Source organism: Methylosinus sp. KRF6, assembly GCF_018887255.1.
GTDB classification, from domain to species: Bacteria; Pseudomonadota; Alphaproteobacteria; order Rhizobiales; family Beijerinckiaceae; genus Methylosinus; species Methylosinus sporium.
Map to the genome: position 1 here is coordinate 910845 of NZ_JAHLJF010000001.1, position 25942 is coordinate 936786.

25 protein-coding genes are annotated in these 25942 nt (G+C 61.7%); 14 read left to right on the forward strand and 11 right to left on the reverse strand.

Going from position 1 to position 25942, the window contains the following annotated elements:
* The first annotated feature begins 222 nt into the window (after positions 1-222).
* From KP010_RS04395 to KP010_RS04405, 3 genes are read left to right on the forward strand one after another with little or no spacing between them, the layout of a single operon-like run.
* The gene (locus tag KP010_RS04395) at positions 223-465 is read left to right on the forward strand and encodes a hypothetical protein (RefSeq protein WP_216280467.1); all 243 of its coding nucleotides are present in this window, start codon (positions 223-225) and stop codon (positions 463-465) included.
* A gap of 38 nt (positions 466-503) precedes the next feature.
* Entirely contained in the window at positions 504-1211 is a 708-nt protein-coding gene (locus KP010_RS04400) for a GIY-YIG nuclease family protein (RefSeq protein WP_216280468.1), read from the forward strand.
* 11 nt (positions 1212-1222) lie between these two features.
* Complete coding sequence (locus tag KP010_RS04405) at positions 1223-1636, forward strand: hypothetical protein (protein WP_216280469.1); 414 nt, start codon at positions 1223-1225, stop codon at positions 1634-1636.
* A gap of 33 nt (positions 1637-1669) precedes the next feature.
* Here KP010_RS04405 and KP010_RS04410 read toward each other — a convergent pair whose 3' ends face one another.
* From KP010_RS04410 to KP010_RS04435, 7 genes are all read right to left on the reverse strand, one after another.
* The gene (locus KP010_RS04410; protein WP_216280470.1) at positions 1670-1960 is read right to left on the reverse strand and encodes a hypothetical protein; all 291 of its coding nucleotides are present in this window, start codon (positions 1958-1960) and stop codon (positions 1670-1672) included.
* Between the two features lie 12 nt (positions 1961-1972).
* Complete coding sequence (locus KP010_RS04415) at positions 1973-2209, reverse strand: hypothetical protein (RefSeq protein ID WP_216280471.1); 237 nt, start codon at positions 2207-2209, stop codon at positions 1973-1975.
* A gap of 234 nt (positions 2210-2443) precedes the next feature.
* Complete coding sequence (locus tag KP010_RS04420; RefSeq protein WP_216280472.1) at positions 2444-6415, reverse strand: tape measure protein; 3972 nt, start codon at positions 6413-6415, stop codon at positions 2444-2446.
* Between the two features lie 31 nt (positions 6416-6446).
* The gene (locus KP010_RS04425) at positions 6447-6950 is read right to left on the reverse strand and encodes a hypothetical protein (protein ID WP_216280473.1); all 504 of its coding nucleotides are present in this window, start codon (positions 6948-6950) and stop codon (positions 6447-6449) included.
* Between the two features lie 2 nt (positions 6951-6952).
* Positions 6953-7330 carry a hypothetical protein gene (locus KP010_RS04430; protein WP_216280474.1) on the reverse strand — a complete coding sequence of 126 codons (378 nt, stop codon included), beginning with the start codon at positions 7328-7330 and terminating at the stop codon, positions 6953-6955.
* A complete protein-coding gene (locus KP010_RS23195; RefSeq protein WP_371824188.1) occupies positions 7327-7593 on the reverse strand; it encodes a helix-turn-helix transcriptional regulator in 267 nt (88 codons plus the stop codon). Before KP010_RS23195 ends, KP010_RS04430 begins: the two co-directional genes overlap by 4 nt.
* A gap of 32 nt (positions 7594-7625) precedes the next feature.
* Complete coding sequence (locus KP010_RS04435) at positions 7626-7949, reverse strand: hypothetical protein (protein WP_216280475.1); 324 nt, start codon at positions 7947-7949, stop codon at positions 7626-7628.
* 1928 nt (positions 7950-9877) lie between these two features.
* Between KP010_RS04435 and KP010_RS22610 the strand changes: the two genes are divergently transcribed.
* Entirely contained in the window at positions 9878-10537 is a 660-nt protein-coding gene (locus KP010_RS22610; protein ID WP_253203535.1) for an aminotransferase class III-fold pyridoxal phosphate-dependent enzyme, read from the forward strand.
* A 225-nt stretch (positions 10538-10762) separates the two neighbouring features.
* On the opposite strand, the gene KP010_RS04445 is transcribed toward KP010_RS22610, so the two are convergent.
* Complete coding sequence (locus tag KP010_RS04445) at positions 10763-11686, reverse strand: LysR family transcriptional regulator (RefSeq protein WP_142863625.1); 924 nt, start codon at positions 11684-11686, stop codon at positions 10763-10765.
* A gap of 165 nt (positions 11687-11851) precedes the next feature.
* On the opposite strand from KP010_RS04445, the gene KP010_RS04450 reads away from it, so the two are divergent.
* The 4 genes from KP010_RS04450 to KP010_RS04465 all read left to right on the forward strand — a co-directional run bounded on the left by KP010_RS04450 (position 11852) and on the right by KP010_RS04465 (position 15046).
* Entirely contained in the window at positions 11852-12466 is a 615-nt protein-coding gene (locus KP010_RS04450) for an FMN-dependent NADH-azoreductase (RefSeq protein WP_210244302.1), read from the forward strand.
* Between the two features lie 51 nt (positions 12467-12517).
* The gene (locus tag KP010_RS04455; RefSeq protein ID WP_142863573.1) at positions 12518-12928 is read left to right on the forward strand and encodes a DoxX family protein; all 411 of its coding nucleotides are present in this window, start codon (positions 12518-12520) and stop codon (positions 12926-12928) included.
* Positions 12929-13047: 119 nt separating this feature from the next.
* Positions 13048-14097, forward strand: coding sequence for an Atu2307/SP_0267 family LLM class monooxygenase (locus tag KP010_RS04460; RefSeq protein ID WP_142863574.1), 1050 nt, complete (start codon positions 13048-13050; stop codon positions 14095-14097).
* Complete coding sequence (locus tag KP010_RS04465; RefSeq protein ID WP_142863575.1) at positions 14090-15046, forward strand: glutathione S-transferase family protein; 957 nt, start codon at positions 14090-14092, stop codon at positions 15044-15046. The genes KP010_RS04460 and KP010_RS04465 overlap by 8 nt, the downstream gene beginning before the upstream one ends.
* Before the next feature lie 252 nt (positions 15047-15298).
* On the opposite strand, the gene KP010_RS04470 is transcribed toward KP010_RS04465, so the two are convergent.
* Both KP010_RS04470 and KP010_RS04475 read right to left on the reverse strand, forming a co-directional pair.
* Positions 15299-15811 carry a GNAT family N-acetyltransferase gene (locus tag KP010_RS04470; RefSeq protein WP_142863576.1) on the reverse strand — a complete coding sequence of 171 codons (513 nt, stop codon included), beginning with the start codon at positions 15809-15811 and terminating at the stop codon, positions 15299-15301.
* 3 nt (positions 15812-15814) lie between these two features.
* Positions 15815-16117: a DUF1778 domain-containing protein gene (locus KP010_RS04475; RefSeq protein WP_142863577.1), complete on the reverse strand. Its 303-nt coding sequence runs from the start codon at positions 16115-16117 to the stop codon at positions 15815-15817.
* A 61-nt stretch (positions 16118-16178) separates the two neighbouring features.
* On the opposite strand from KP010_RS04475, the gene KP010_RS04480 reads away from it, so the two are divergent.
* Positions 16179-16619 (forward strand): aldehyde dehydrogenase family protein, encoded by a 441-nt coding sequence (locus KP010_RS04480; RefSeq protein WP_142863578.1) that lies wholly within the window; start codon positions 16179-16181, stop codon positions 16617-16619.
* A gap of 253 nt (positions 16620-16872) precedes the next feature.
* Here the strand turns inward: KP010_RS04480 and KP010_RS04485 are convergent, their stop codons facing one another.
* Positions 16873-18342 carry an efflux transporter outer membrane subunit gene (locus tag KP010_RS04485; protein ID WP_142863579.1) on the reverse strand — a complete coding sequence of 490 codons (1470 nt, stop codon included), beginning with the start codon at positions 18340-18342 and terminating at the stop codon, positions 16873-16875.
* 328 nt (positions 18343-18670) lie between these two features.
* On the opposite strand from KP010_RS04485, the gene KP010_RS04490 reads away from it, so the two are divergent.
* The 5 genes from KP010_RS04490 (at position 18671) to KP010_RS04510 (ending at position 25823) form a co-directional block, all read left to right on the forward strand.
* A complete protein-coding gene (locus KP010_RS04490) occupies positions 18671-19306 on the forward strand; it encodes a TetR/AcrR family transcriptional regulator (RefSeq protein ID WP_142863580.1) in 636 nt (211 codons plus the stop codon).
* An 84-nt stretch (positions 19307-19390) separates the two neighbouring features.
* The gene (locus KP010_RS04495; protein ID WP_246659909.1) at positions 19391-20500 is read left to right on the forward strand and encodes an efflux RND transporter periplasmic adaptor subunit; all 1110 of its coding nucleotides are present in this window, start codon (positions 19391-19393) and stop codon (positions 20498-20500) included.
* Positions 20497-23640: an efflux RND transporter permease subunit gene (locus tag KP010_RS04500; RefSeq protein WP_216280476.1), complete on the forward strand. Its 3144-nt coding sequence runs from the start codon at positions 20497-20499 to the stop codon at positions 23638-23640. The genes KP010_RS04495 and KP010_RS04500 overlap by 4 nt, the downstream gene beginning before the upstream one ends.
* Positions 23641-23719: 79 nt before the next feature.
* Positions 23720-24460 (forward strand): SDR family oxidoreductase, encoded by a 741-nt coding sequence (locus tag KP010_RS04505; RefSeq protein WP_185966532.1) that lies wholly within the window; start codon positions 23720-23722, stop codon positions 24458-24460.
* Positions 24461-24638: 178 nt separating this feature from the next.
* The gene (locus KP010_RS04510; protein WP_142863583.1) at positions 24639-25823 is read left to right on the forward strand and encodes a thiolase family protein; all 1185 of its coding nucleotides are present in this window, start codon (positions 24639-24641) and stop codon (positions 25821-25823) included.
* Positions 25824-25942 lie beyond the last annotated feature (119 nt).

A 25942-nucleotide genomic window follows, 5' to 3' on the forward strand; every position in this document is an offset into this window, starting at 1 on the left:
AGCCTTAGGGTGGGAGGCTATCCGTATTCATCAATGATGTCAAGATTTATACGTCGCGGCTCACTACGTCCGCGCGCGTATTCCCTCGCGTGTTTGTTAGTTATCCTGACATAGATCGCCCCGGATGTTGGGTTTTCTAACGTCTAAGTGATTGAAAAATATGGATTGACTCGCGCCTATGGCTGCGACAACCTTGCGGCTCCTAGAGTAGGGAGTCGTTCAATGTCCAATGTGCTGACTTACAAGCGCCGTCCTCTCGACCTCTTCTCAGAGTCGATTATCGAAATCGTTCCTATCCTCGCCGAGGCGGCAGACAGGGCGGGCGATGCGGTCGGCTCAGACGAGGAAGCCCGATTGATCGTGCGGGACATTCGCCGGCAGCTCGCCGAGGCGCTGCGGATTGTGAATGAGGCCGAGGGCGAGCTGGGGGACAACCGCTCCGCTACGCCCGACCTCCTCCTATGATAGAGTGCGCCGACGATTCATCGAACACGATCGAACTCATGCGCGACCGCATAATTGCCGAGATCAAAAGGATTGCATCGGAGAACGGAGGCAATCCGCCCGGACGTAGGACATTCCTCAATGAAACGGGAATCAGGGAAATCGACTGGCGCGGTCGCTTTTGGGTGAAGTGGGGCGACGCCATAAAGGAAGCCGGTTTCGAGCCGAACAGCCTCACGCCCAAAATTCCAGACGACGAACTGTTTTCCAAGGTCGCCGAGGCATTCCGTCATTACGGGAAGCTGCCAACGCAGGCCGAGTTCAAGATGTATCGGAATATCGACGCAGCCTTTCCGGCTTCGATAATGGACAAGCGCTTTCCGACCAAGGCGGAATTGATCGCGAGCCTACGTGAATGGGCTTCGACCGCTGGCGGCTATGACGACGTGCTGGCGATGCTGCCAGCGCCCTCGCCAGCTCCTACAGAGCGCCCGACGCGTGGCGCTGCCAGGGATGGCTTCGTCTATCTCCTACGCTCCGGCGCTCATTATAAGATCGGCAAGAGCGACGAAATCGAGCGCCGAATAAAAGAGATCAAGGTCGCTCTGCCAGAGGCGACGACGTTAGAGCATACCATCACGACCGATGATCCATCGGGAATCGAAGCTTATTGGCACAGGCGCTTCGCCGATCGTCGGATGAATGGCGAATGGTTCAAGCTGACTCCGGCTGATATCCTCGCGTTCAAGCGCCGGAAATTTCAGTAGGAGAGGCGATCATGTTCGCAACCGTGATAACAGCCATAGCCGGATTGATCGCCGTCATCGTCACCGCGACCCTGACTCGTCGTCGTGAACACGAAGCCGACTGGCGCAAGCTGAAGCTCGCTCAATATCAGCAATTCATCCTCGCCCTGTCCGGCATTGTCGAAGGACGCTCGACGCCGGAGTCCATGCGCCAATGGACCGACGCTGTAAACGCCATGTCGCTAATAGCTCCAATGTCGGTCTTGAAAGCCTTGCGGGCCTATCAGGAAGAGGTTTCCTTCACGAACCAACATCGGACGCGGGAAGCGCACGACCGCCTATTGAACGCGCTCCTACGCGAGCTGAGGCGCGACATTCATCCGTCTGGAACCGACGACGACTTGACTTTCACATTCTGGTTGCAAGCTCTGCCGCCTGAGTCCTGAAAGCGTCTCCCCGTCGCTCTTATTCCTCGCCCGTCAATATTGAAAACCTGCGGCGTCTGCGGCGATCAAGTGCAAATATCCGGCAATCGTCGCAAGGGCGCTATTCAATCCTTGATCTTTGACGAGCGTCGACATTTCCGCGTCGCAGGATGCGACGAAGCGGCGCGTTATGTCGTTTTCGACGAAACGCTTGTTTCGCGCGATCGATTGCGCGGCGACGCGCTCTAGGCATTGTCCGGCACGCCCCTCGATATCCGAAGAACGATCGGCGAAGGCCGGAGAAGCGACGACGACGAAGGCGATGGAGAGGAGGAGCTTGCCCATGGTCGACTCCTGTCAATCGTTCACTGAAGCGCGGTCGATATTGTAAACCGGGCCATTCGGCTGAAGGCGAAACTCGAAATTCCAGCGATCCATCGCCACGGGAATCACAAGCGTGTTTTTCTTGACCACGATGCAGATATTACTTCCCGTCGTGCTATCGGGACAAACCTTCGCCGTGCGGTTGATGGTCGACGCGCTGGCGTCGCAGGCAAGGCCTAGGCCGAAAATAGCGAATGCGAATCGTTTCATAATGCGAAGCCCCAAGGCGAACTAACTACAGCGTCGCTATTCGCATAGCCGATAACATTTAATACGCGATGAAAGCGCCGCGCCGCCGCTCGTGACCTCCCGCCAACCATCGGGACCGAGCGACGGCGCGCCGTTCCGGCGACTCATTCCGCCGAAAGCAATCTCCAAATCGCGTCGATCAAGACCAGCAAAATCGCTACGTCAGTCAACCACTCGCGCCGATCGTCGCTCAACTCAGTTGTTCCGAACGTGCATCCGCGCCGCCATCTTGTGGAAGTCCGCCGCCATCTGGTTCGAATTGCGCCGGAAGCTGTCGAAGTCGCGGGCCTGGACGTTGGAATGCATGTTGTAGGTGACGTGAGTGTCGCCACCACCTCCCGCGCCACGCAGGTCAACCGGAATCTCGCGACCGCGTGACAACGGAATCACCGCCTCATTGTCGTGCAAGATCGCTGGCATAGCGCCCGACGTGTTCGGTGTTCCCTCGGCATACGCTGGCGCACCAACCCAATAGCTCGCCGGCATTGTTGCCGAGGTCACGGCGCTGCCACTGAGGCCACCTTCCTCGAATAGGCCACCAATGAGGCTCACAGCCCCGCCAATGAGGCCACCAGCTCCGCCGCCCCCACCGCTGGCAAGGCCGGCGATCTTCGACGCAAGGCCGGTAAGCGCCGGAATGGCCGAGCTGGAATCGCTGGCAACGTCCTTGATCGAGTCGCCGAGCTTCGTGAGTTCCTTCGCGCCGCCGTTGCCGAACGCATGTGAAAAGCTCTGCGAAAGATCGCTCTTCAGCAAGTCGGCAGGCTGCTTCACGGCGCTGTCGAGCTTCGACGTGAAGTCGGCAGAAACCTTCTGCGTCGACTGGCGCATGTTCTCTTCGAACGCCCTCGATGCGCGCTTGAACTCGTCAACGTTCGATCCTGCGTAGGACGTGAACGAACGCTCGCTCACGGGAGTCGGCTTGCTGCCGCGCGCCATCTCCCAGTGATCCCAATCCTTATGCGTCTTCCAATCGCCACCCCAGTTCACACCGACTCCACGTTCGCGCGCTGCTTGCTGGACGTGGGAATTGAAGCGGCGATATTCGTCCGGCTGTCCCCAGCGCATCTTGCCGCTCGCATCGGCGAATGTCACGTCTGCGGCGTTGCCGGATTGGTGGTTGCTCGGATTGCTGTAGCCGTCCTTGCTCGTCACCCAATGACCGGGCCGATTCTGTCGGAACAATGCGTTTTGCTGTTCGGCCGTGCGAGCACCCATGAGTCCGTTCATGGCGATCTTGGTTCCGCTCAATTCCTGAGCGCGAAGGATGACGGCCTGCAAATTAGGATCGACCGTGCGGAGCGCCTTCTCCGTTGTCGATGAAAGGCCCGCGTTCTTGAAGAGCGACTCCAGGTCGGAAGGCTTGCCAAATGAAGGAAGGCTCTTCGGCAACGTGAGGCCGGCGGAGTCGGTGACAGAGACAGGCTTCTGAAGGTTCGCGATCTTGGCGAACTCGGCGACGCTGTTCGATGTAATGTTGTTCGGAGCGTCGCCCTTCTTCCATGGCGCGAGAATCTGAGCGAACGCCTGGACCGAATTAGGCGTAATGCTCTGGTCCCGCCCCGCGAGTGCGTTACCCGCGAACAACGACTCGCTCGCGCTCTTTGGCTCGACTCCTCCTACGGCATTGGCGTTGAAGCCGCTCGGCGAGAATCCTGTCAGGCCGGACGCGTTCAGGTTGACGATACCAGCCTGAACTTCCATGTTTGCGGTCGCGACCGAATTCAACGCATCCTCGCCGATCTTATCCAACTGCCCATTGGCCTTATCGATGATGTTTTGCCCGCCGCCGATGGCCTTGGAAAGAGTCGACGTGAGGGACGAGTCCAGACTCATTCCCTTGATGGCTTGCGCCATCAAATCGCGAATGCCGGCCTTGATGAAGTCGCTCGCGATGCGCTTCGCGATATCGGCGAACTCGCTGCGGATGGCCTCGCCGAGCGACTTGAACTTGCCCTTACCTTCGACTGCAATCTTCGCGATTCCATCGGCGAGCGAGTCGAGGCTGCTCTTGATGTTGTCGTTCATCGACTCGACGGATGTCTTCTGTTGGTTCGCCCATTGGCTGAAGCCGTTCGATCCGCCCTTCGTCAATTCATGTTCAGCCCGAATCAGGTCACGAAGCGCTGCCGTCTCTTCGCGAGTCAAGTCAACGTGACGCTTCTTCATTTCGAGCTTGATCTGAAGGAACTCGCGCTCTTGCTGCATGGCCTCCTTATTCGAGAGTCCGCCCGCGTTCGCGATGGCTTCCTGTTCGAGTCGGAGCTTATCGACCATCTCAGAGATTCGGTTTGCAGCGGGAAAGGCTTGAGTGAAAGCTTGCTCGCGAGCGGCTTCACGAAGCTTGTTAATCTCTGCGTCGCCAATGAGCGAGCCGGAAAGAGGATCGATCTTTCCGCGCATACCCGCAATCTTTTCCAGCTCTTCGCGATAGGTCTTCAACGCCGCCGTGGTTGTCGAGAGCTTCGCATAAAGCTTCGACTGCTCTTCGCTCAAATCATTGTTCGGGTGATTGTAGCGATCTGCGTTCGATGCGTAGTCGCCGTGCTGCGTGAACTCCTTTGGTCGCGTTGCGTCTAGGAGGCGCTTGTAATCGTCAACCAGCTTTGTGGGCTTCAGGAAATCAGGCATTGACGATTCGATACCGCCCCAGAGCTTGCGCGTGAGGCCGGACGCAGCCGACGCAATGCCTGACAGGTAATCGTTACCGGCCTTGTAGCCTGCGTTGTTGGCGAGCTTGTCGACGCCACCGGTCAACAACGACCATGCAGAGCTTGCCTTTTCGCCCGCCCATGCGGCGACAGCCCCAAAATTGATGAATCCCTTTGTCGAGTCTGCGATGATCGCTGAAAGATTCGCTACGCCTTGCCCGAGGTGCTGGAAAATGGCGGCGAGCTTCTGAGCTGTCGGCTCGAAAGACTCCCACGTCGCATAGAGGAGCGCGCCAGCGGCGACGGCAAGTCCGATTGGACGCAGCAAGAATGAGACGCCCGCCGCGAGGATGGCGAAGGTTGCCTGATAAGCGGCATAGCCGGCGAGGATCGTTCCGATTGTCGTGAGCGGAGAACGTAGCTCATAGAGCTTCGTCATGAGCAACTGAACGCCAGCCGAACCATGCTGAAAGGCTGTTCCGAGCGCGCTCGCGATGCTGTCGACGTTCGGCTTCAGGATGCTGTTGACGGTGTTCGCGACGCCAGCGATTGCCGAGTCGATTCCTGAGTCGAAGCTCTTTTGCTTCAGCAATTCGAAGGAATTCGACAGGGCGATAACGGAACCTTGCGCGTGGTCGAGAGCTTCCTTGACGCCGCCGCCATAGCGCTTCTCTAGGAGCGCCGCCAACTTTTCCCACGAGTCGACGCTGAGTCCGCCATTCTTGAAGCGATGGTGCATTTCAGCACCAGTGATTCCGAGCGCCTGACTCATGCTCGCCGTGAGGCCCGGCAAGTGAGTCGACATGCTGCGAACCAAGCGCGTCGCATCGATCTTGTTCATGGCGTAGGTCTCTTGCAGCTCCTTGAAGAAGAGCGCTTGATCCTGTCGCCCGACGTGAAGGGCGCTCATTGCGGTAGACAACCCGCGCCATACGTTTTCGATCGTCTGAGGCGTCTTACCCAATGCGCGCGCCGACGTGTAGAAGGAAGCGAATTGCTTCGTCGCAACGTCGAGCGGCTGTCCGAGGTCCTGTGCTGTCTGCCGAATGAATGTGAGCGCGCGCCCGGCCTCGCTGCCACTCGACGCGACGGAGTCGACGGCGATTCGTAGGTTCAATGCAGCCGTGCCCGCAGCCATGGAGTCGGACGCCAACTTTCCTAGGCCAACCGTCCCCAGAGCGCCAGCGAACAGCGCAACCGCGTTGCGATTCACGATGAACGCGCTCGCGAGCGCTACGATTTCTCGCGCGGCGACTGGCATACCGCGCGACAGTGCCGAGATGCTTTGATTGAACTCGGCGAGTCCGTTGTCGCGCGTGGCACGCTTCAGCGACTCGAACCCTCTCGACGTGTCGCTTAGTGAGCGTGAGAGCGATGCAAACGCGTTGCCGCCACCTGACGAACTGAGCTGTTGCAGCTCTCGGCCTGTAGCCTGGACTGCTTGACGAAGCGCGTTGAGGCCGGCGAGGCCGCGCGATGCGTCAACGGAAATCTGAATCGAATGTGAGTCGGTCATTGGTCCCTGCGGTTCCCGTGGGATACGTGGTTCAGTTCAGCAAAGTTGGTGATTGTGGAGAAAGCAGCAGCGACGTAGGAGTCCGCGCCGCGCCGATGATTTGGAGAACGCCCGCCGTTGGTCGGACCTGTGTTAGTTTTCCTTCAGGTGCGACGAAGATCGGCGAAAGCGGCGTGAACGACCACAAGTCATTCTCGATAAGGCCGCTTATGATGACATTGACTCGCCCGCCAGTGTTTGCAGCGGTTGCCGAAACTCCGGCAAGAATGAACGGGCGTTGCGTCGGGTCGGCAAGCGTGGCCATGCCAGCAACGTCGAGCATGACGGCGCGATGTCCTGGAATCGTCGTCGCCGCAATCAAGGAAATGATCGCAGGAGTCGGGTCTGGCGGACCTCGAAAGAACTCGCCTAGCTCGATTGACTCAGGCGGGCGATTTGCGCGCACGCTGAAAGATCGCTTACCATCGGGAGACGCGAGAGTGATTGGCGGTAACGCCAGCGCGTCTTCGAAAACGATCTTGATCTTTTCCGCCATTGTTAGACGCGACGCGGTTGAACGAGAATGCTGAAGTCGTCAGTCGTGCGAACGATCGGCGGGAGCGACTCGTCTGAAAACGTGATGGCGCAGACGAAATAGTCGTATGAGCTTGTCGCCGATGGCCAGCTCGCCGTGTTCTCCGATGTCTCGGCGAGCGTCAGAATCCAATCGTTCTTTGATGAATTCGACTCATTCGGCCCGAGCAAGATCAGCGTTGATGGAATCACGACACGCGTGTTGCCGGCGCGAAACGCCACCGCGGCGGACCAAGAGCCGGCGGGTAGCGTCACGACGCCACGAAGTTCGAGCGTGTCGCCGCGCCGGACGCTGAAGGCCGGGTTGCCGGGAGTGCCGAAGCCGGGAGTCGCTGCGCTCACTCTGCGGACTCGCGTGTTATCGCGCCATGGCCAGCGCCGCCGGTGACTGAGAGAGTCGCGCTCTGTGAATTGGGCCGCCACTTCCCGGCGACGAATTCCTTCAGGACGGTTGACGACCAGCGAGGTTGACGACCTGGAATCGTCGGCTCGGGAAATAGCCCTTCGCGGCGGAGTCGCTGAAGAGTCGGGTATGAAATCCCGAGCAATGTGCAAACGTCTTGCGCGCCTAGGACGTAGAAGGGCCGATCGATCGGATTCACCATTGTTTACCTAAAAACGTTGCGTTGTTTGGCGATCAAGCGGCGCGCACGGTGACAGTCATATGCACGCCCATTGCATTGATGTCGCTCGACACGACCTTGTAGAGAGCGCCATCGATGATTGCTTCATCCTGCGTAAGCGGAACGCGCGGGAGTAAGCCCTGCTCGAATACGAGCTGAAATTCTGTGGCGATGATGGAACCGACCTTCGTCTCTTGCGTCGAGCCCCGCGTCGCAAAGACGGTGATCGTATGGTCTGACATCGGCTCAGTCGCTGTGCCAGTCTCCGGGTCGTAGGCGATATCATCGAACAGGCGAAACGTGACTTGCTTCGTGCCGCCCTGTGCGAGGCGACGCATCTTCGCGAATTGCGCGCGGCCGACTGACTGTAGACTCATTGCGACTTGCCTTGCGTTGGTGGCGCGAGTCCTTCACCGGACCCGTCGCGAGAGAGAAGGAATGGAAAACTCTCGCTCCGGTGATAGGACTCGCGCTGTGCCGCCCGTTGCCTGTGGAGTAGCAGGCCCCGAATGCCAATAAGGGTTCGGGCGGCGATTTGCGCCTTGTCTGACCGTGGCTCGCGCTCCGTCGTGCGAGTTTGGCAGGCGCAAAACTGAATTGGAGGATGGCGCGGCGGCAGTCCCGGAATGGGTGGAGAATCACTGCCGCCGCGCCGTTCCCGCGCCTGCCTTTACCTGCGGTCATCCGAGAGCGATTGACACAAGGCACGGCGCGGAAACTGAATTCGAGGGGCGCGACGTTGGACATCCGTTCCAACCGAAGTCGCAACGTCGCGCCGAGTTTAGCTGACTAGCTAGTTGTGCGTTTCAGCTAAAGCGCTGGATTCTTTGTCGCCTATATTCTCAACCGCCGATGCCGTGCGGCGGGAGTCTGATAGAGGCGAAACTAACCGATCCCCGACCGGCTGTCGTAATAGTGCTGTCGGTCAAAATGCAAGGTCGGCGAACACTCGACTTCTTCTGACGGCAACTGTTACCTTTTGTCCAACTGTTGAGAATTCTACAGAATGTTGGTGGAAAAGTCCAGATTCTTAGAGAGGCGGCTCATTATTCCTGTTTTGTTCTGGAGCAAAGCCCCAGCGCTCTGCGTCTGGACCCGTCCTTGAACTTCGGTCGGCTGTCCCCGTCCTTATGTGACAGGTGGTCGAAGTTCGTCCGGCTGTCCCCGTCCCTTGCGATTTGGGCGACCGTCCTTGCGAAGGTCCGACGCCGTTTCAACTTGAAACAGCGTCGGCGGCTCGCCGGCTGCGATCAAAAACACGGCAGGCGACGGTTTGATTCCGGGTTAGGGAGTCAAATTAGGAGGACGGGTCCAGACGCACGGCGCTGGGGCTTGCTCCAGACTCAGCTATTCCTAATTCGATATAGCTCGGCGGCGGTTCCATAGTCCGCCCATAGTCCGGTTATACGAAAAATAGGCGCGAAAATCGGGTTTTTCGATTCAGATAAGTGCATGAAAACAAAGGCTTCGAACCCCCTACCTTCCACCTTCGTAATGATGGGGTCGGGGGTTCGAATCCCTCTTGCGGCACCAATTAAACCACCAAAAAGGTGCGCGGTGAACTCCGACCGCGACAGCCGGGGCGAGGCGTCGCCGCCGCCATATCGGTTCGCCGGAGCCAATCGGGCTCGCACGGGTCGAAGTGTTGGAACTGCTCACATTCCCACTCCCCCTCATCATCGTCCGAGGCGGAGCGAATCCGATCTTTCGCGAGCACGCGCCGCTTCCAGCGTTCGATTCGACGCCCGGCGTCGGCGATCGGCAACCTGCCCCTATGGCCCGATCCTTGCCTATCGAGGCGAGCACAGCCCCTCGAACAGCTAACATGTCCGACCCATCGTCTGATTCGGTCAATGAGCCCAAAGATGAGGCCGCGCCTGTCGCCGACGGCGGCGCGGTCGCCGGTCCGATCGACTTTTCGGGTTCTTCGCTCGGGCTCGAGAAACATTTCGCGGCGTCGGCGCAGGACATGGTCGCGCTATCGTGCGAGCGAGGCGACGAGCCGACGGCCGCCGATCCGAGCGAGCCGCTCGCCGCGAAGATCGCGTCCATTTCTTTTGGCGACCGTGTGTTTTTTTTGCCTTCCGAGGAAGAGGCTTGGCGCTACGCGATCGAGACGATTCGGCGTTATCATCGGCTTGTCGGACGTCCGAAGCGTCGCCGACTCGTCGTCTGCGCAGGAGCGTCCGGTGAAGCCGGGGGCTTGCCTCCGGGCTTGGAAAGCGATGGCGAAGTCGTCTTGCTCCAAACCGACGATCCGATCGCATTGACCACGGAGATCGACAATAGAACCGCTGCAATTCTGATCGCTCCCGTGAGGACGAAATCCGGGTTCGAGGTTGTTCCGGGAAGGCTGCTCGCCCGACTGCGCGAGACGGCGGACGAATATGGACTTGCGCTCGTTTACGACGAAAGCGCTTGTGGCTTCGGTCGTTCAGGAATGTTCTGGGCGCATGAATGGACGGGCGTGACCCCGGATGTGATGGTCGCCCTGCATCGGCGAGGAGACGCCTCGTCGCTGGCGACGGTGATCGTCACGCAAAAAATGGCGCGCGGGGCGCCGGAGCGGCCTCTCCTCGTCGAGGGGGCCGCACTGCGCAGCGGGCGCGCCGCGGTCGATGCACTGATGTCTCGCGGCTTTTTGGAACGCGCCCAAAACCGAAGCTGGCGTCTCGAAGATCGGCTGCTCGAATTGTTCTATAAGCGCCGCGGCGCGTTTACGGCATTGAGCGGCATCGGCCTGATGCAGGGATTGGAATGCCCCGAAGAAGCCGAGCCGATGCGCGCTCGACTGGCCGAATGCGGGCTCCTCACCCGCGCCATGGGATCGTTCCTCGGCTTATTTCCTGGGCTTGCAGTCGCTGAGAGCGAAATCGACGCAGCAGTGTCGATTATCGATTCGGTTTGTGCCCGGGAAACGCGATGAGCGGAGAGATTCATTCCCGCCCGCACAGGCCCCGCAATCCGCACAATCGGCGGGGCTGGCTGCGCTCAACGGGATGGGGAGCGACGGCGGGGGGTTGATTTGGATATAGGGGCTTGGTTGCGGGGACCCGCAACACCCGATTCTTGCGATTGGTCGAGCGCGTGGTCCCAAAGCTCGCTGCGTGAGACCGCTAGAGAAGTGGGCAGTTGATGGCGTGCTCCGAAATCATGCGATCGCATCCGCATCGCCCATCTGCTTCGGACACATCGCGAGACGTTCGATCATCCAGCGGCCCGCCGGTCCCGGCGGGTCGGACGCCCGATAGACGACGGACATGGGTAAGGCGAGCCCCCCGGACGGTATGTCCTCGATCGCGAGCTCGACCAGCCGACCAACGTCGAGATCGGATTGGACGGTATGACGAGGCATTCCGCCCCAGCCCAGTCCGTTCAAAAGAAAGGCGTGCTTGGCGAAGAGATCGGCTAGGCGCCAAGTGGTCGGCGCCATGACTCCGAACTCGCGCCCGGCCGTCAAGGCGGAGCGATCGGTCAGGACCAGCTGGACGTGCCGGGCCAGTTCCTCCTTCGGAATGACGCCCTTCCAAGTGGCCAACGGGTGGTTCGCTGCCGCGACCATCAACAAGCGCACGTGGGTCAGGCGCTCGGCGACGAGCCCGCCAGGCAGCATGGGCAAGGGTCCCGCGATGCCGAAGCTCGCGCGTCCGTCGATCACCGGCTCCACCGACGCCCCGAGCGCCTCGACATAGAGCCGCAGCGGCGTGCGGGGAAACTGCTCACGGAATCGAGTCGCCGCCCCGGCCAGAGCCTCGATCGGAAAGAAGACGTCGACCGCGATCGAGAGCTCGGCTTCGATCCCGGCGGCCATGCCTTTGGCGCGCGCCTTCAGGCCGTCGACGCCGGAGAGGACGAGCCGCGCATCGGCGACGAGGACAGCGCCTTCGCTCGTCAGCCGGGGATAGCGCCCGCTGCGATCGAACAAAGAGACACCCAGATGCGTCTCCAAGCTGCCGATCGCTTCGCTGATGGCCGATTGGGTGCGCGACAGCCGCCGCCCCGCGGCGGAAAAGCTGCCCTCGTCCACAGCGGCGAGGAAAGCGCGCAACTGATCCAGAGAGACCCCGTCCAGCACAGCGCATCTCCAATCCATCGGATTATCCGATGGTAGGTATAAGAATATGCCGGCTTCTCCTGTTCGCGCAACCATGCGACCTACACACTCATGTTTCGCGCTCTGAAAAACCTCGTCGCTCGCAAAGCTATGACGCCTCGCGCAGGCGGCCCGGAGGAGTTCCCAATGACGACGATCCTGCACATCGATTCCAGCATACTCGGCGGATATTCGGTCAGCCGCGCGCTCACCGCGGAGGTCGTGGCGAAAGAGCTGGCCCTTCATCCGGGCGCGCGGGTGATCCGCCGCGACCTCGTCGCCGAGCCCGCGCTCCACCTCTCGGATGCGCATATTGCGGTCTTCCAGGGCGGCGAGGTGACGAGCGCGGCCCTCGGCCAGGACCTCGCGCTCGGCGGGGCCTATATCGACGATCTCTTCGCCGCCGACATCATCGTGATCGGCGCGCCCATGTATAATTTCTCAGTCCCTTCACAGCTCAAGGGCTGGATCGACCGTGTCTGCGTGGCGGGCCGCACCTTCCAATACGGCGCCGATGGTCCGCAAGGGCTGTTGCCCAAGGCAAAGAAGGTCGTCATCGCCTCGACGAGGGGCCGCGTCTACACCGGCGACAGCCCGGCCGCCTCGCTCGAACATCACGAGAGCTATCTGCGCGGCGTTCTCGGTTTCATCGGCCTGACCGACGTCACCATCATCCGCGCCGAAGGGCTCAATCTCGGCGAAGAGCCGAGAGCGGCCGCCATCGCCGGGACGAAAGCCCAAATCGCTTCGCTCGCCGCCTGACCCTGCGGCGACGCCCTTTCCCCTATGTCGAACCTCTGGAGCTCCATCGATATGAGTCAGACCAACGCCTCCAAGTCCACCAACGCCTTCGCCTTTGTCGGCCGCCTGCTGATCGCCGCGCTCTTCATCCTCGGCGGTCTCGGCAAGCTCGCGGCCCCCGAGGCCACGCAAGGCTATATCGCCTCGGTCGGATTGCCTGCGCCGCTTCTCGGACTGGTGGTCGCGGTCATCGTCGAGGCCGGCGGCGGCCTCCTTCTGCTCGTCGGATACAGAGCGCGACTCGTCAGCCTGGTCCTGGCGGCCTTCACGCTCATTTTGGCTGTGCTCTTCCATAAGAATTTCGCCGATCAAAACCAGATGATCCACTTTCTGAAAAACATCGCGATCGTCGGAGGGCTTCTTCAGATCGCCGCCTTCGGCGCCGGCTCATTCAGCCTGGACGGCCGCCGCCTCCGAGCCTGATCATGCGCTCGGTGTCGAGAAGGCTTCTCTCCTACTCGACGCCGTCGACGGCCTTTTATCGAAGGGCGCCACGCGCACGTGACGCGCTCTACGGAGCGCCTGCTTCTCGAGGAAGCTGCATGGAAATCGGCGTCGACAGCTTCGCGGCGATCATCCCCGATCCTGCGACGGGGAAAATCATTTCGGCCGCCGAACGGATGGAGCGTCTGCTCGACGAAGTGGAGATCGCCGACCGCGTCGGGCTCGATGTGTTCGGCGTCGGCGAACATCATCGCGAGGAATTTCTCGACGCGGCGCCCGCTGTGATCCTGGCCGCCGCCGCCGCGCGGACTCGGCGAATCCGCCTGACCAGCGCCGTCACCGTGCTCAGCGCCGCCGATCCGGTCCGCGTCTTTCAGGAATTCGCGACGCTCGACCTCATCGCGAAAGGACGCGCCGAGATCGTCGTCGGGCGCGGATCCTTCGGCGAGGCCTATCCTCTCTTCGGCCTCGCCATGCAGGACTATGACGCCCTTTTCGCCGAGAAGCTCGAACTGCTCCTGAAGCTCCGCGACGAGAACCATGTCACATGGAAAGGACGCTTCCGGCCGCCGCTGACCGGCCAGGGCGTCTTCCCCAGACCGCATCAGGCCAGCCTGCCGATCTGGCTCGGCGTCGGCGGCACGCCGCAATCCTTCATCCGCGCCGGAACGCTGGGCCTCCCGCTCATGGTCGCGATCATCGGCGGCGACTTCCGGCGCTTCCGCCCGCTCGTCGATCTCTATCGGCAGGCGGGCCGCCGCGCCGGCCATGCGGACGAGACGCTCCAGGTCGGCGTTCACGCAATGGGCTTCGTCGGCGACACCGACCAGGCCGCCAAAGACGCATTCTTCCCAGGGTGGGCTTACATGTTCAAGGAGATCGGCCGTGAACGAGGTTGGTCGCCCGTCACGCGCGCCGGTTTCGAGGCGATGTGCTCGCCCCATGGCGCCTTTCTGATCGGCGACCCGGAGACTGTCGCCCGGCGCGCGCTCGCGGCGAATGAGGCGCTGGGCGGCGTTTCGCGGCTCACCTTTCAAATGAGCTCGGCGATGCTGGACGCCGATGCGATGAGCCGCTCGATCGAGCTTCTCGGCGCAAAGGTCGCCCCGATGATCCGCGATGCGACGAAGGAGAAGGTCCATGGGTGAGTTGATCGCGGGCCAGTGGCGGCGCGGCGGCGTCGAGAAGCTCCTCGAGGACGGCCGGCTGCGGCGCCCAACCTCCATATTCCGCAATTGGATCGGCCTAAGCGACGCCGACAAGGCGCCCGCCTTTCCGGCCGAAGCCGGCCGGTATCATCTCTATGTCTCGCTCGCCTGCCCCTGGGCGCATCGCACGCTCATCATGCGCCGGCTGAAGGGCCTGGAAGAGATCGTCGGCCTTTCGGTCGCGCATTGGCTGATGGGCGAGGACGGCTGGTCATTCCAGCCCGGCCCGGGCGTCATCCCAGACACGGTGAATGGCGTACAATGGCTACATCAGCTCTACACATTGTCCGAGCCGGACTGCAGCTCGCGCGTCACCGTTCCGGTGCTCTGGGACAAGGACAGCCGCAAGATCGTTTCCAATGAATCCTCGGAGATTCTGCGGATGTTCAACAGCGCCTTCGATCACATAGGCGCGGCGGAAGGCGACTATTATCCGGCCGAGCTGCGCAGCGAGATCGACGCCGTCAACGAGCGCGTCTACGCCGGTCTCAACAATGGCGTCTATCGCGCCGGCTTCGCCGCAACGCAGGCGGCCTATGAGTCCGCCGCCGCCGATGTCTTCGAGACGCTGGACTGGCTCGAACAGCGTATCGAGTCGCGGCGCTTCCTGGTCGGCGAACGGTTGACCGAAGCCGACATCCGGCTGTTTACGACGCTGGTGCGATTCGATGTGGTCTATTACGGCCACTTCAAGTGCAATTTGCGGGCGCTCGTCGATTATCCCTCTCTCTGGCGCTACACGCGGGCGCTCTACCAGCACCCGGCGATCCGCCCGACCGTCGATTTCGGTCACATCAAGGGCCATTATTATGGCAGCCATCCCTGGCTGAATCCGAGTGGCGTTGTTCCAATCGGCCCGCGACGCGATTTCGAGGCTCCATCTTCGTGATCCTGCAGGAGCGTCGCGACCGGGAGGCGCCCACGGACAAGCAAGAGTTTCCCCGAGAGTGCCGTCAACATCACCAATTGGCTCACCCCTCTCCGCCCATTTGAAGAGCCCCGTGCTGTCTGCCATTGTCCGAAACAGCGTCATGGCTGTTCAGGGACTGGCAGAAAGCTTTCCCGCGCGTGAAATCGGCGCGCAGGCGCCCATCGGCACAGGTGATCGCGCCCCCGTCGACACCCCCTCCCCCTGCGCCCGTCACTTGAAGAGCTGCTTTATGTCCGCCATCGTCCGAAACAGCTTCATGGGCTGTTCGGGGAACGGCAGAAAACTCTCTCGCTCGTAGAAGCGGCGGGCGCTGTCGTCCTTCGCATCCACGATCAACGCGAAGGACGCGATCTCGCTCCGGGCGGATCGGTAAAGCGCGTCGGCGAGTAGAAACCGGCCGTATCCCTTCCCTTGTAGCCGCCGATCGACTGCGAGTCGGCCCAGGAGCGTAGCCGGCACGCGCGGATATTTCGGCAGCTTCCGCAGGGTCAATTCCGGCAGTTCGGCGAGTTGCACGGAGGTCGACGAAAGCGTGTAGTAGCCCGCGATCGTTCCATCGGGCAGCACCAGAACGAAGGGCGCGGCCATGTTCTTTCGCGCGTCCTGACCGGCCTGCGTCCGAAAATATCGGTCGAGCGGCTCTGCGCCGCATTCGAACCCCGATCGATCATGGCCTGACCCCAGCGGCTCGACGCAGAGCTTCTCGTCTTTTCCGACAGGCACGCGTCAAGCGCCGGTTCGCTCGCGATAGCGGCGCACCGTGTCGCGAAGGCGATCATTGACCGGCTTCGGGTTGAGCAGCGCATCTACGAATGCTTCGCTGTCGCGGACCGAAAGCGAGAGTTGATTATGTTCCTCGATAGCTCGCCGGGCGGCGTCCTGAACACTGGTCAGCACGAAATCGGTTAGGCTCCGCCCCTGCAGGGCGGCCGCCCGCTCGATCAGACTCTTTTGCTCGGCGGTGACGCGGGCCTCCAATCGCTCCGCGCGGGCGCGCCTCCCACCAGACCTGGATGCTGCGTCGGTCATAGCCCATTTTCTCCTCGCCACAATGTACGGCCAATAACCGGCTACTTCAAGACCGGCGGCATTGGATTGTTCCGCGCTGGCTGCGCCCAAAAATCTGACACCGATTACGCGAAGCGCTGGCGGCCGCCGAGCTGCAGCCGGCAACCTCCTTACGAGAAGAGTTCTTCGCGATGGCCAGGCAATCGCCTTCGTTAATGCGCGGCCGCGGCCGCTGGCGCTCTATTATTTCGGCAGCGGCGGCGAGGACCAGCGCAAAGTTCTGAGCCGCACAACGTCCGGCAATGTCACAATCAACGGCACGCTCATGCATTATGTGCAGGACGATCTGCCCTTCGGCGGGGTAGACTCGAGCGGCATCGGCGCCTATCATGGAATTGAAGGCTTCCGAGCCCTCAGCCACGCCAAGGGCATTTTCGAACAAGGCAAATGGAACGCCAGCAGCCTTCTACGCGCGCCTTTCGGGCGGCTGGCGGACATGGTCCTCGAAACAATGCTGCGATAGAGGGCTTTGATGTATCTCGAAGCAATTCCGGCGACTGAACGCCGAGGCTCATGAACGCGGCCGACCATTCTCCGAAGCTGAACGCTGCACGACTGTACTGGTCAGCCAACCGATTTCATCAGTTGGCCGGCGATGTGTCCATCGCGCTCGCCGGCATGAAACTCGGGCAGACAACCACGGTTCCATTGTCGCCGTCGACCCCGGATGCGCAGGACCGCGGAGCCCGCCTATCGTCAACTCCACCATCTATCGTTCACGGCGCGGAGTCGGGCGTTCCGCCCAATGCCCTGAACACGCGGACAGCGGCCCTCGCCGTGTCTGCACGAGTGCGAGCGAGCGCGCTTCTGGCGACCAGCAATTGCCGATTGGCGTCGAGCGCGTCGGTGAGCGGTATTCCGCCGGCGCGGTAGGCGCTTTGCGCGAGAGTGAGAGCCCGCTTCACAGCCGAAATCTCCGCCTCCAGCTCTTTCGTTTGCGCCTTGGCCTGCATGAAGCCGGTGAACGCGTTTTCGACGTCTTCGGCCGCGTGCAAGATCGACTGCCGATATCTGGCGAGCGCCTCTGCGTGCGCGCCTTCGGCCTGCTTCACCTCGGAGTCGATCTTGCCGAAATCGAACAACCGCCAACGCAAGCCCGCGACTGCCTGGGGCTGGAATGTGGCGGATCTGAAGAGATGCGAAACATTCATGCTTTCGAAGCCGAGCAGGCCGGAAATCGAGATTTTCGGATAGTAGCCGGAGATCGCTTCGCCGATCCGCGCGTTTGACGATGCGAGTCGCCGTTCGGCGGCGATGACGTCCGGCCGGCGGCGTAAGACGTCTATCGGCTTGTCGCCTCCGAAAACGCGAGAAACCGATGGTATGTTCGCAGGCGCTCTCAGCTCCGCCGCATAGGTCCCGGGTTGCGCGCCCATGAGGACGTCGAGGCGATTGAGCTGCGCCTCCAGATCGACGCGCAACGGCGGTAGAGCGCTGCGCGCCTGATAGAGAAGCGCTTCGGCCTGCGCCGTTTCCCGCGCCGATGCAAGGCCGAGGGCGGAACGTTGGCGAACGAGGTCGAGCAGATGCGCGTCAGTAGCGATCTGCCCTTCCGTCGCAGCGATTTGCGCTTGATCTCCGCGTATCTGAAAATAGGCGTCAGCGGCGTCGGCCGCCACCGAAATGCGCGTCCCGAGACGAGCCGCCTCGGCGGCTTCGGCCTCGGCGCTCGCCGCCTCGGCGCCGCGACGTAAGCCGCCGAAGACGTCGATTTCCCAGCTCGAGCTGATTCCGAGGTCGAATAAAGCCTGGTTCGGATCATAGCCGGGCAGGTTTCTTCCGATTGCGCCGACCGGACTTTCGAGCGACTGGCGGATTTTCACCGCCTGCGCGGTCGTATCCGTAGTCGGCAAAAGTTTGGCGCCGGCTTCCCGCGCGGCGGCGCGAGCCTGCTCGACGCGTGCGAGTGATGCCGCCAGATCGAGATTTTGGTCCAGGGCGCGCCGAATGATGCGTGTCAGCGTCGGATCATCGAACCCTGTCCACCATCGATCCAGCGGCGGAGAATCACCCCGACGCACTGGGCGAGCGACGATGCTATGAAAATCCGCGAGCGATATCGACGGGGCTACATAGTCGGGACCGACGGCGCATCCCGAAACGCTCACCCCGAATAGTGTCGCCGCCAGAGCGAGCGCCTTGTGGTCTCGCGCAAGCGCAGGCTTCGGAGCGGAGGCGAATTTCATCGGCTGGGCCTCATCTATCGGGTGGGGGCGACACTGCGCTGTCGCGCGCGTGACCAACGCCCGCCGTCGCTCCAGCTCAGCGGCTGAGAAATAGGTTACTAGTGACGATATTGTCAACTAGTAACTAAGCGCGTAAGATTTGGGAAGTTCGCAAACGGGCGTCCTGTCGACCGTCGTGCGGCCGAGCTCGATGCGCGATCGCGCCGTTCGGTCGAAGATCGGCAGGACCCGCCACGCAGGAGGCTCGAATGGACGCTGATCGCCAGCCTCGCATCCCGGCGCGAGCCGAATTGGATTTGAGCGCACGATTTTGGCATATGGTGGCTCCATGACAGAAAAGAGCCGCAAGAACCGTTCTTCCGATTCACCTCCGGGGCGTCGCGGGCCGGCCGAACATGAGCGGCGCGAGCAGATCGTGAGCGCGGCGAACGAGCATTTCCGGCGTTACGGCTACAACAAGACGACAGTGGCGGACCTCGCCAGAGCGATCGGCTTGTCGACCGCATATATCTACAAATTTTTCGACTCGAAGCAGGCGATCGGCGAAGCGGTCAGCGCAGCCGCTCTAGGTGGAATCATCGTCGAGCTTCAGAAGATCGTAGGCCAAAAGAAATCGGCCGCGGAAAGGCTTCGCGCTATGTATCAGCGCCTCACGCGCGAAAGCGCCGCGCTTTTCTTCAACGAGCGCAAACTTCACGAAATCGTCGTCACGGCGTGCTCGGAGGCGTGGCGACCGATCGATGATTACGAGGAGGCAATGCTGGGACTCATCCGCGAGCTCGTCGCGGAAGGACGCGAGAAGGGCGAGTTCGAACGCAAGACGCCCATCGAGGAAACATGTCGCGCCATCCTCCAGACGATGGAGCTATGTTGGAATCCGCACCTTCTGGAGCGGCACTTCGATGATCTCGAGGAGCGTGCGGCCGCTATGGCGAATCTGGTGTTGCGGAGCCTTGCCCCCTAGCTTGCGTTTGGTGACGAGTGACGGATTGACAATATCGTCACCAGTTTCTAATTTGGGTTTCGAGCTTGGCTTGGGACCCCGAACATGCCCCGATTGGAAAAATCGACTGTTGCCGCGGCTGCTGTTTTCGCCGCGTTGAGCCTCGCAGCCTGCGGCAGATCTGAACAAGACCCGAGAACCAAGCAGCAGCTTGTCCGGGTCGCAACCGTAGAGCGGGCCGGCGCGCCAGAGCGGGCCTTCACAGGCGTTGTCGCCGCGCGCGTGCAGAGCAATCTCGGCTTCCGAGTCGGAGGCAAGGTCATCGAGCGTCTGGTCGACACGGGCCAGAAAGTGCGAGCTCGCCAGCCTGTCATGCGTATCGATTCTATCGATTATCAGCATGCGATCACCGTTCGAACCGGCGATGTCACCGCTGCGAAGGCCCGCTACGCTCAGGCGGCGGCCGATGAAGCGCGCTATCGCAAGCTCGTCGGTTCCGGCGCAGTGTCCAAATCGGCATATGATCAGGCAAAAGCCACGGCGGACGCCACGCGAGCGCAATTGGACGCAGCCGAAGCGCAGCTGAAGGTCGCGAAAGACGAGCTCGAATATTCCACTCTTCTCGCGGACGCCGACGGCGCCGTGGTCGAGACGCTCGCCGAACCCGGCCAAGTCGTTTCCGCAGGCCAGATCGTCGTGAAGCTCGCGCATTCGGGGCCGCGCGAAGCGGCCGTCAATCTGCCCGAAACGCTTCGGCCGTCGATCGGATCGACCGCGCGGGCCACTGTATACGGGAGCCAGGCCGGCGCGGTCGCGCATCTCAGACAGCTCTCGGACGCCGCTGATCCGCAGACCCGGACCTTCGAAGCCCGCTATGTGCTGGAAGGCGCGGCGCAGCAAGCGCCGCTCGGCGCGACGGTCACTGTCTACCTCGCGAAGGACGATGCGGCTTCGGCGGCCTCGGTTCCGCTCGGAGCGATCTTCGACAAGGGCGACGGGCCCGGCGTTTGGATTGTGAATGGCGACACGATTTCATTCCGTCCGGTCCAGATCGCCCGCCTCGGCGCGGAAAAAGCAATTCTCGAGAAGGGAGTCGTCGCCGGCGAGCAGGTCGTGGCGCTCGGCGCTCATCTTCTGCACGAAGGCGAGCGCGTTCGCACCAGTGGCGCGCACATCGAGGCAGGGCAGGCTCGGAACGAGAAGGCGGCGAAATGAGCGGCTTCAATCTCTCCGCCCTGGCGGTTCGCGAAAGGGCGATCACGCTCTTTCTTCTGATCGCCGTCACCGCGGCCGGCGTCTTCGCCTTCAGCCGGCTCGGCCGCGCGGAAGATCCTGCCTTCACGATCAAGACGCTGATCGTAACCGCGGCTTGGCCTGGGGCAACCGCCGAGGAGATGCAGAACCTCGTCGCGGAGCCACTCGAGAAACGGCTGCAAGAATTGCGTTGGTACGATCGAGTCGAGACCTTCACGCGTCCGGGCTTGGCCTTCCTGACCCTGACGCTGCAGGACAAGACTCCGCCGTCGGTCGTTCAGGAGGAGTTCTATCAAGCGCGAAAGAAGCTCGGCGACGAGGCGCATAAGCTGCCCGCCGGCGCGCTCGGTCCTTTCGTGAACGACGAATATTCCGATGTGAGTTTCGCCGTATACGCCGTGAAAGCCCGCGGCATGCAGCCGCGCGAGCTGACGCGTGAGGCGGAAGCGTTGCGCCAACGCTTGCTGCATGTGGCCGGCGTCAAGAAAGTCGACATTCTCGGCGAGCGCCCGGAGCGAATTTTCGTCAACTTCTCCTATGAGCGGCTCGCGACGCTCGGGATAGCCCCGCGTGAAATCATCGACGCGCTCCGGCGTCAGAACGCGGTCACTCCCGCCGGATCGATCGACGCTGACGGGCCGCAGGTCTTCATTCGCATCGACGGCGCCTTCGACAGCCTGCAAAAGATTGCCGACACGCCTCTGGTCAGCGGCGGCCGCGTGCTGAAGCTGTCCGACATCGCGGAGGTCACACGCGGCTATGAGGATCCCGCGACCTATCTGATCCGTCACAATGGCGAGCCGGCCATGGCGCTCAGCCTCGTCATGAAGGAAGGGGTGAACGGCCTCGAGCTCGGGAAAGCGCTGGATGCGGAGGAAGCCAAGATCGCGCAAGAACTGCCGGCCGGGCTCTCATTCACCAAGGTCAGCGATCAGGCCGTCAATATCGCGGAGTCGGTCGACGAGTTCATGCTCAAATTCTTCGTCGCCTTGGGTGTGGTTCTCGTCGTGAGCCTGGTCAGTCTCGGTTGGCGCGTCGGCATCGTGGTCGCGGCCGCAGTTCCGCTCACTCTCGCGGCTGTTCTCGTCATCATGCTGGTCACGGACCGCGTGTTCGATCGCGTCACGCTCGGCGCCTTGATCATATCGCTCGGCCTCCTCGTCGACGATGCGATCATCGCCATCGAGATCATGGTGGTGAAGTTGGAAGAAGGCTACGACCGCGTCAAAGCGGCGGCCTATGCCTGGAGCAACACCGCCGCGCCGATGCTGTCGGGCACGCTGGTGACCATCATCGGCTTCACGCCCGTCGGATTCGCGCGCTCGACGGCCGGCGAATATGCCGGCAATATTTTCTGGATCGTCGGTTTCGCGCTGATTACGTCTTGGATCGTTGCAGTGGTCTTCACCCCATATTTGGGGGTGAAGCTGCTTCCCGACATCAAGCCGATCGAAGGCGGACACCATGCGATCTATGCGACGCCGAATTATCAGAAGCTTCGACGCCTCATAACGTCGGCGGTGGATCAGAAATTCAAGGTCGCGGGGATCGTGATTGGTCTATTCGTCCTCGCGGGCGTGGGAATGGGCGTCGTCAAGCAACAATTCTTCCCGACCTCGGATCGACCGGAAGTACTGGCCGAGGTCCAAATGCCGGAAGGCTCGAGCATCGAGACGACCAGCGCCGCGGCCGCGAAGCTGGAGAATTGGCTGAAGCAGCAGCCCGAAACGAAAATCGTCACGACCTATATTGGTCAGGGCGCGCCGCGTTTCTTTTTCTCCTATAGTCCCGAGCTCCCCGATGCGTCCTTCGCCAAGCTCATCGTCTTGACGCCGGATGCGGAGGCCCGCGATCGCCTCAAAATACGCTTTCGAGAACGCATCGCCGAAGGGCTCGCGCCCGAGGCCCGCATTCGCGTGGCGCAACTGGTGTTCGGCCCCTACACGCATTTTCCTGTCTCGTTTCGAGTGATGGGGCCGGACACGACCAAGCTGCGCGCAATCGCCGATGAGGTGCTGGCGGCGATGCGGGCCAATCCGAATACACGCCAAGTCAATCAGGACTGGGGCGAGCGGGCTCCGACGGTTCACTTTGTTCTGGATCAGGATCGTCTCCAGCTGATCGGTCTCACCTCCATCGACGTGGCGGAGCAGCTGCAGTTTCTGCTCACCGGCGTAACCGCCACTCAGGTGCGGGAGGAAATTCGTATAGTCGACGTCGCGGGACGCAGCGCTGGACCGGAGCGTCTCGATCCGGTCAAGCTCGGGGATCTTACGCTGACCGGCAAGAGCGGGAATTCGATTCCGCTCAGCCAGATCGGCCACGTCGAGATCCGTCCGGAAGAGCCCATTTTGAGGCGGCGTGATCGCACGCCGACGATCACGGTTCAATGCGACATCGACGAGGCGCTCCAGCCGCCGCAGGTCTCGGCGGAAATCCAAACGGCGCTGGCGCCGATCATCGCGCGCCTTCCCGATCAATATCGGATCGAAATGGGCGGCAACGCCGAGGAATCGAACAAGGCCAATTCGGCGTTGGTTCCGATCTTCCCGATCATGATTCTCTTCACGCTGTTCGTCATCGTCCTTCAGGTTCGGTCCCTGCCGGCGATGGGAATGGTGTTTTTGACGGCGCCTCTCGGATTGCTCGGCACGGTTCCGATTCTGCTGCTGTTCGGACAGCCCTTCGGCTTCAATGCAATCCTCGGACTGATCGGCCTCTCCGGCATTCTGATGCGCAACACGTTAATTCTCATCGGCCAGATTCAGACCAATGAGGCCGAGGGATTGGACACTTATCATGCGGTCATCGAGGCGACTGTCCAACGCGCTCGCCCCGTGATCTTGACGGCGCTCGCGGCCGTCCTCGCTTTCATTCCGCTGACCCATTCGGTGTTCTGGGGCTCCATGGCCTACACGCTGATCGGAGGGACGGCTGTCGGCACTGTCCTGATCCTGCTCTTCCTCCCGGCGCTCTACGCGATCTGGTTCAAAGTGACGCCTGCAGGCGCAAGTCCAATGACTGAACATGACGGCCTCGGCCTCTCGACCAGCCGCCATACATCTCGTGACGTGAGTTCGGAGGTCGGTTCGAAACCGTAGCACCTAAGTGGCGTCAGCGTAATGAGCCGCTCGATGGAAGGAACCCGCTCAGCCAACCGATCGACAAGGAGGCATGACAATGGAAATCGCTGGAAAGCTTGCGCTCGTGACTGGCGCATCGAGTGGAATCGGCGCCGCCACCGCGCGCGCTCTTGCCGGTAAAGGAGCGCGCGTCATCCTGGTCGCACGTTCAGGCGACAAATTGGCGCAATTGGCGCAAGACATCGAAGCGGCGGGAGGCAGCGCGCTCGCCGTCGAGTGTGATCTCTCGAGCTCCGATGAAATATCTCGCATGGGAGAACAAGTGCTCGAAAAGGTCGGAACGCCCGATATCATCATCAATAACGCCGGCTCCGGCCGCTGGCTCCCGACTGTCGAGACAACACCACAGGAAGCTCGACAGATGATCGAGCTGCCGTATCTCGCCGCGTTCGACGTCACGAGATTCTTCCTTCCGCGATTGTTGGCGGCGCGTAGCGGCCATATCGTCAATGTGACATCTCCGGCGTCTTATATGGTGTGGCCGAATGCAGCCGCTTACATTGCCGCACGCCAAGCATTGAAGGGCTTTTCGGATGCCCTGCGCACGGAAGTCGAAGCGAAAGGCGTGTTCGTCAGCCTCGTCGTGCTCGGCGTCGTGGAGAGCAGCTATTGGGAGCATAACCCCGGAAGCAGAGAACATGCTTCGAAAGCCATTCGGCCGCTGACGACGGATCAGGCCGCAGCTGCGATCATCAAGGCGATCGAGCGACGGAAGCGACGTTTGGTTTCACCGGCGATCTTCCGGGCGATCTTTCTATTGCGGGCGCTGTTTTCCTGAAGCGCCGCCAGGAACGCCTGCGTCAGCATCACGATCGATAGGCCGCTATGCGCCCCAACCACTGACCACGCGCGAAAAAGCGCGACTGCGCTCACGCGACATGGCGCCACGCGATGCTCGCACACTGCGAGATCTGTGAAGTTGCATAGAATCACCTACGTCGACACGGAGACACACTATGAAAACGCGTGAGATCGTCATTTGTAGCCCTGTCCGGACGGCAATCGGAGCCTTCGGAGGTGTTCTCAAGGACGTCTCGGCGACAACACTCGGCTCGACGGTCGTCGCGGAGACGCTGCGTCGGTCGGGTCTCGACCCGACCCGAGTCGGCGGCGTCGTGATGGGCAATGTCATCCAAGCCGGGAACCGCATGAACCCGGCCCGGCAGGCCGCGATCGGCGGCGGGCTGCCGGTGAGCGTTCCCGCAATGACCGTAAATCGTGTCTGTGGGTCTGGCGCCCAAGCTATCGCCACCGCCGCCACGGAAATCGTCGCAGGTGAGATCGACGTTGCGATCGCGGGCGGACTGGAGAGCATGGACCGCGCGCCGTACCTTCTCGGCAGCGGCCGTTGGGGCTACCGGATGGGGGCGGCCGAGATCTTCGACAGCGCGGTGACAGACGGCCTCGAGGATGCATTCTCCGGCAAACATTCCGGTTGGCACACCGAAGACCTCGTTGCCCGCGCGGGACTGACGCGGGACCAGCAGGACGCATTCGCCGTCCGCTCGCAGCAGGCGTTCTCCCGCACGCGCGAAGCCGGTCTCCTCGAGGACGAGATCGTGCCGGTCGAGGCGCCCGGTCGGAAGGGAAGCGTGCGGTTCGCTATCGACGAAGCCCCACGTCCAGACACCACGATCGAGATACTCGCGAAGCTTCGGCCAGCGTTCAGAGATGGTGGGACCATCACGGCCGGAAACGCGCCGGGTTTGAACAGCGGCGCCGCGGCCATGGTCGTCGCTGAACGCGGATTCGCCGAGGCGAACGGTATCGCACCCATGGGCAGGCTGGTGGCCTCGGCTGTGGCTGCGGTCGAGCCAGGCCTGTTCGGCATCGGTCCTGTGCCCGCCGTCCGAAAGGCGCTGGACCGTGCGGGTTGGAAGCTGGCGGACGTAGAGCGTTTCGAGATCAACGAAGCATTCGCCGCCGTGCCTCTCGCTGTCGCCGCCGAACTCGCGATACCGCTGGACCTCGTAAACGTGGAGGGGGGCGCGATCGCGCACGGCCATCCGATCGGGGCGACCGGCGCAATCCTCGTCACGCGACTTCTCTATTCAATGCGGCGAGACGGAATCAGGCGTGGCGTCGTCACGCTCTGCATCGGCGGCGGGCAAGGCATCGCCCTTGCCCTAGAAGCGCAATGACGGAAACTACGTTGGTCGCCGGCGGCTCCGATACGGTGTCGACGGTGACAGAAGGGGTAGTTGGCGCCTTCGCGTTCTCCCTCCCAAGGGAGAACGCTGGTGGTCTGCCCATGCGTGAT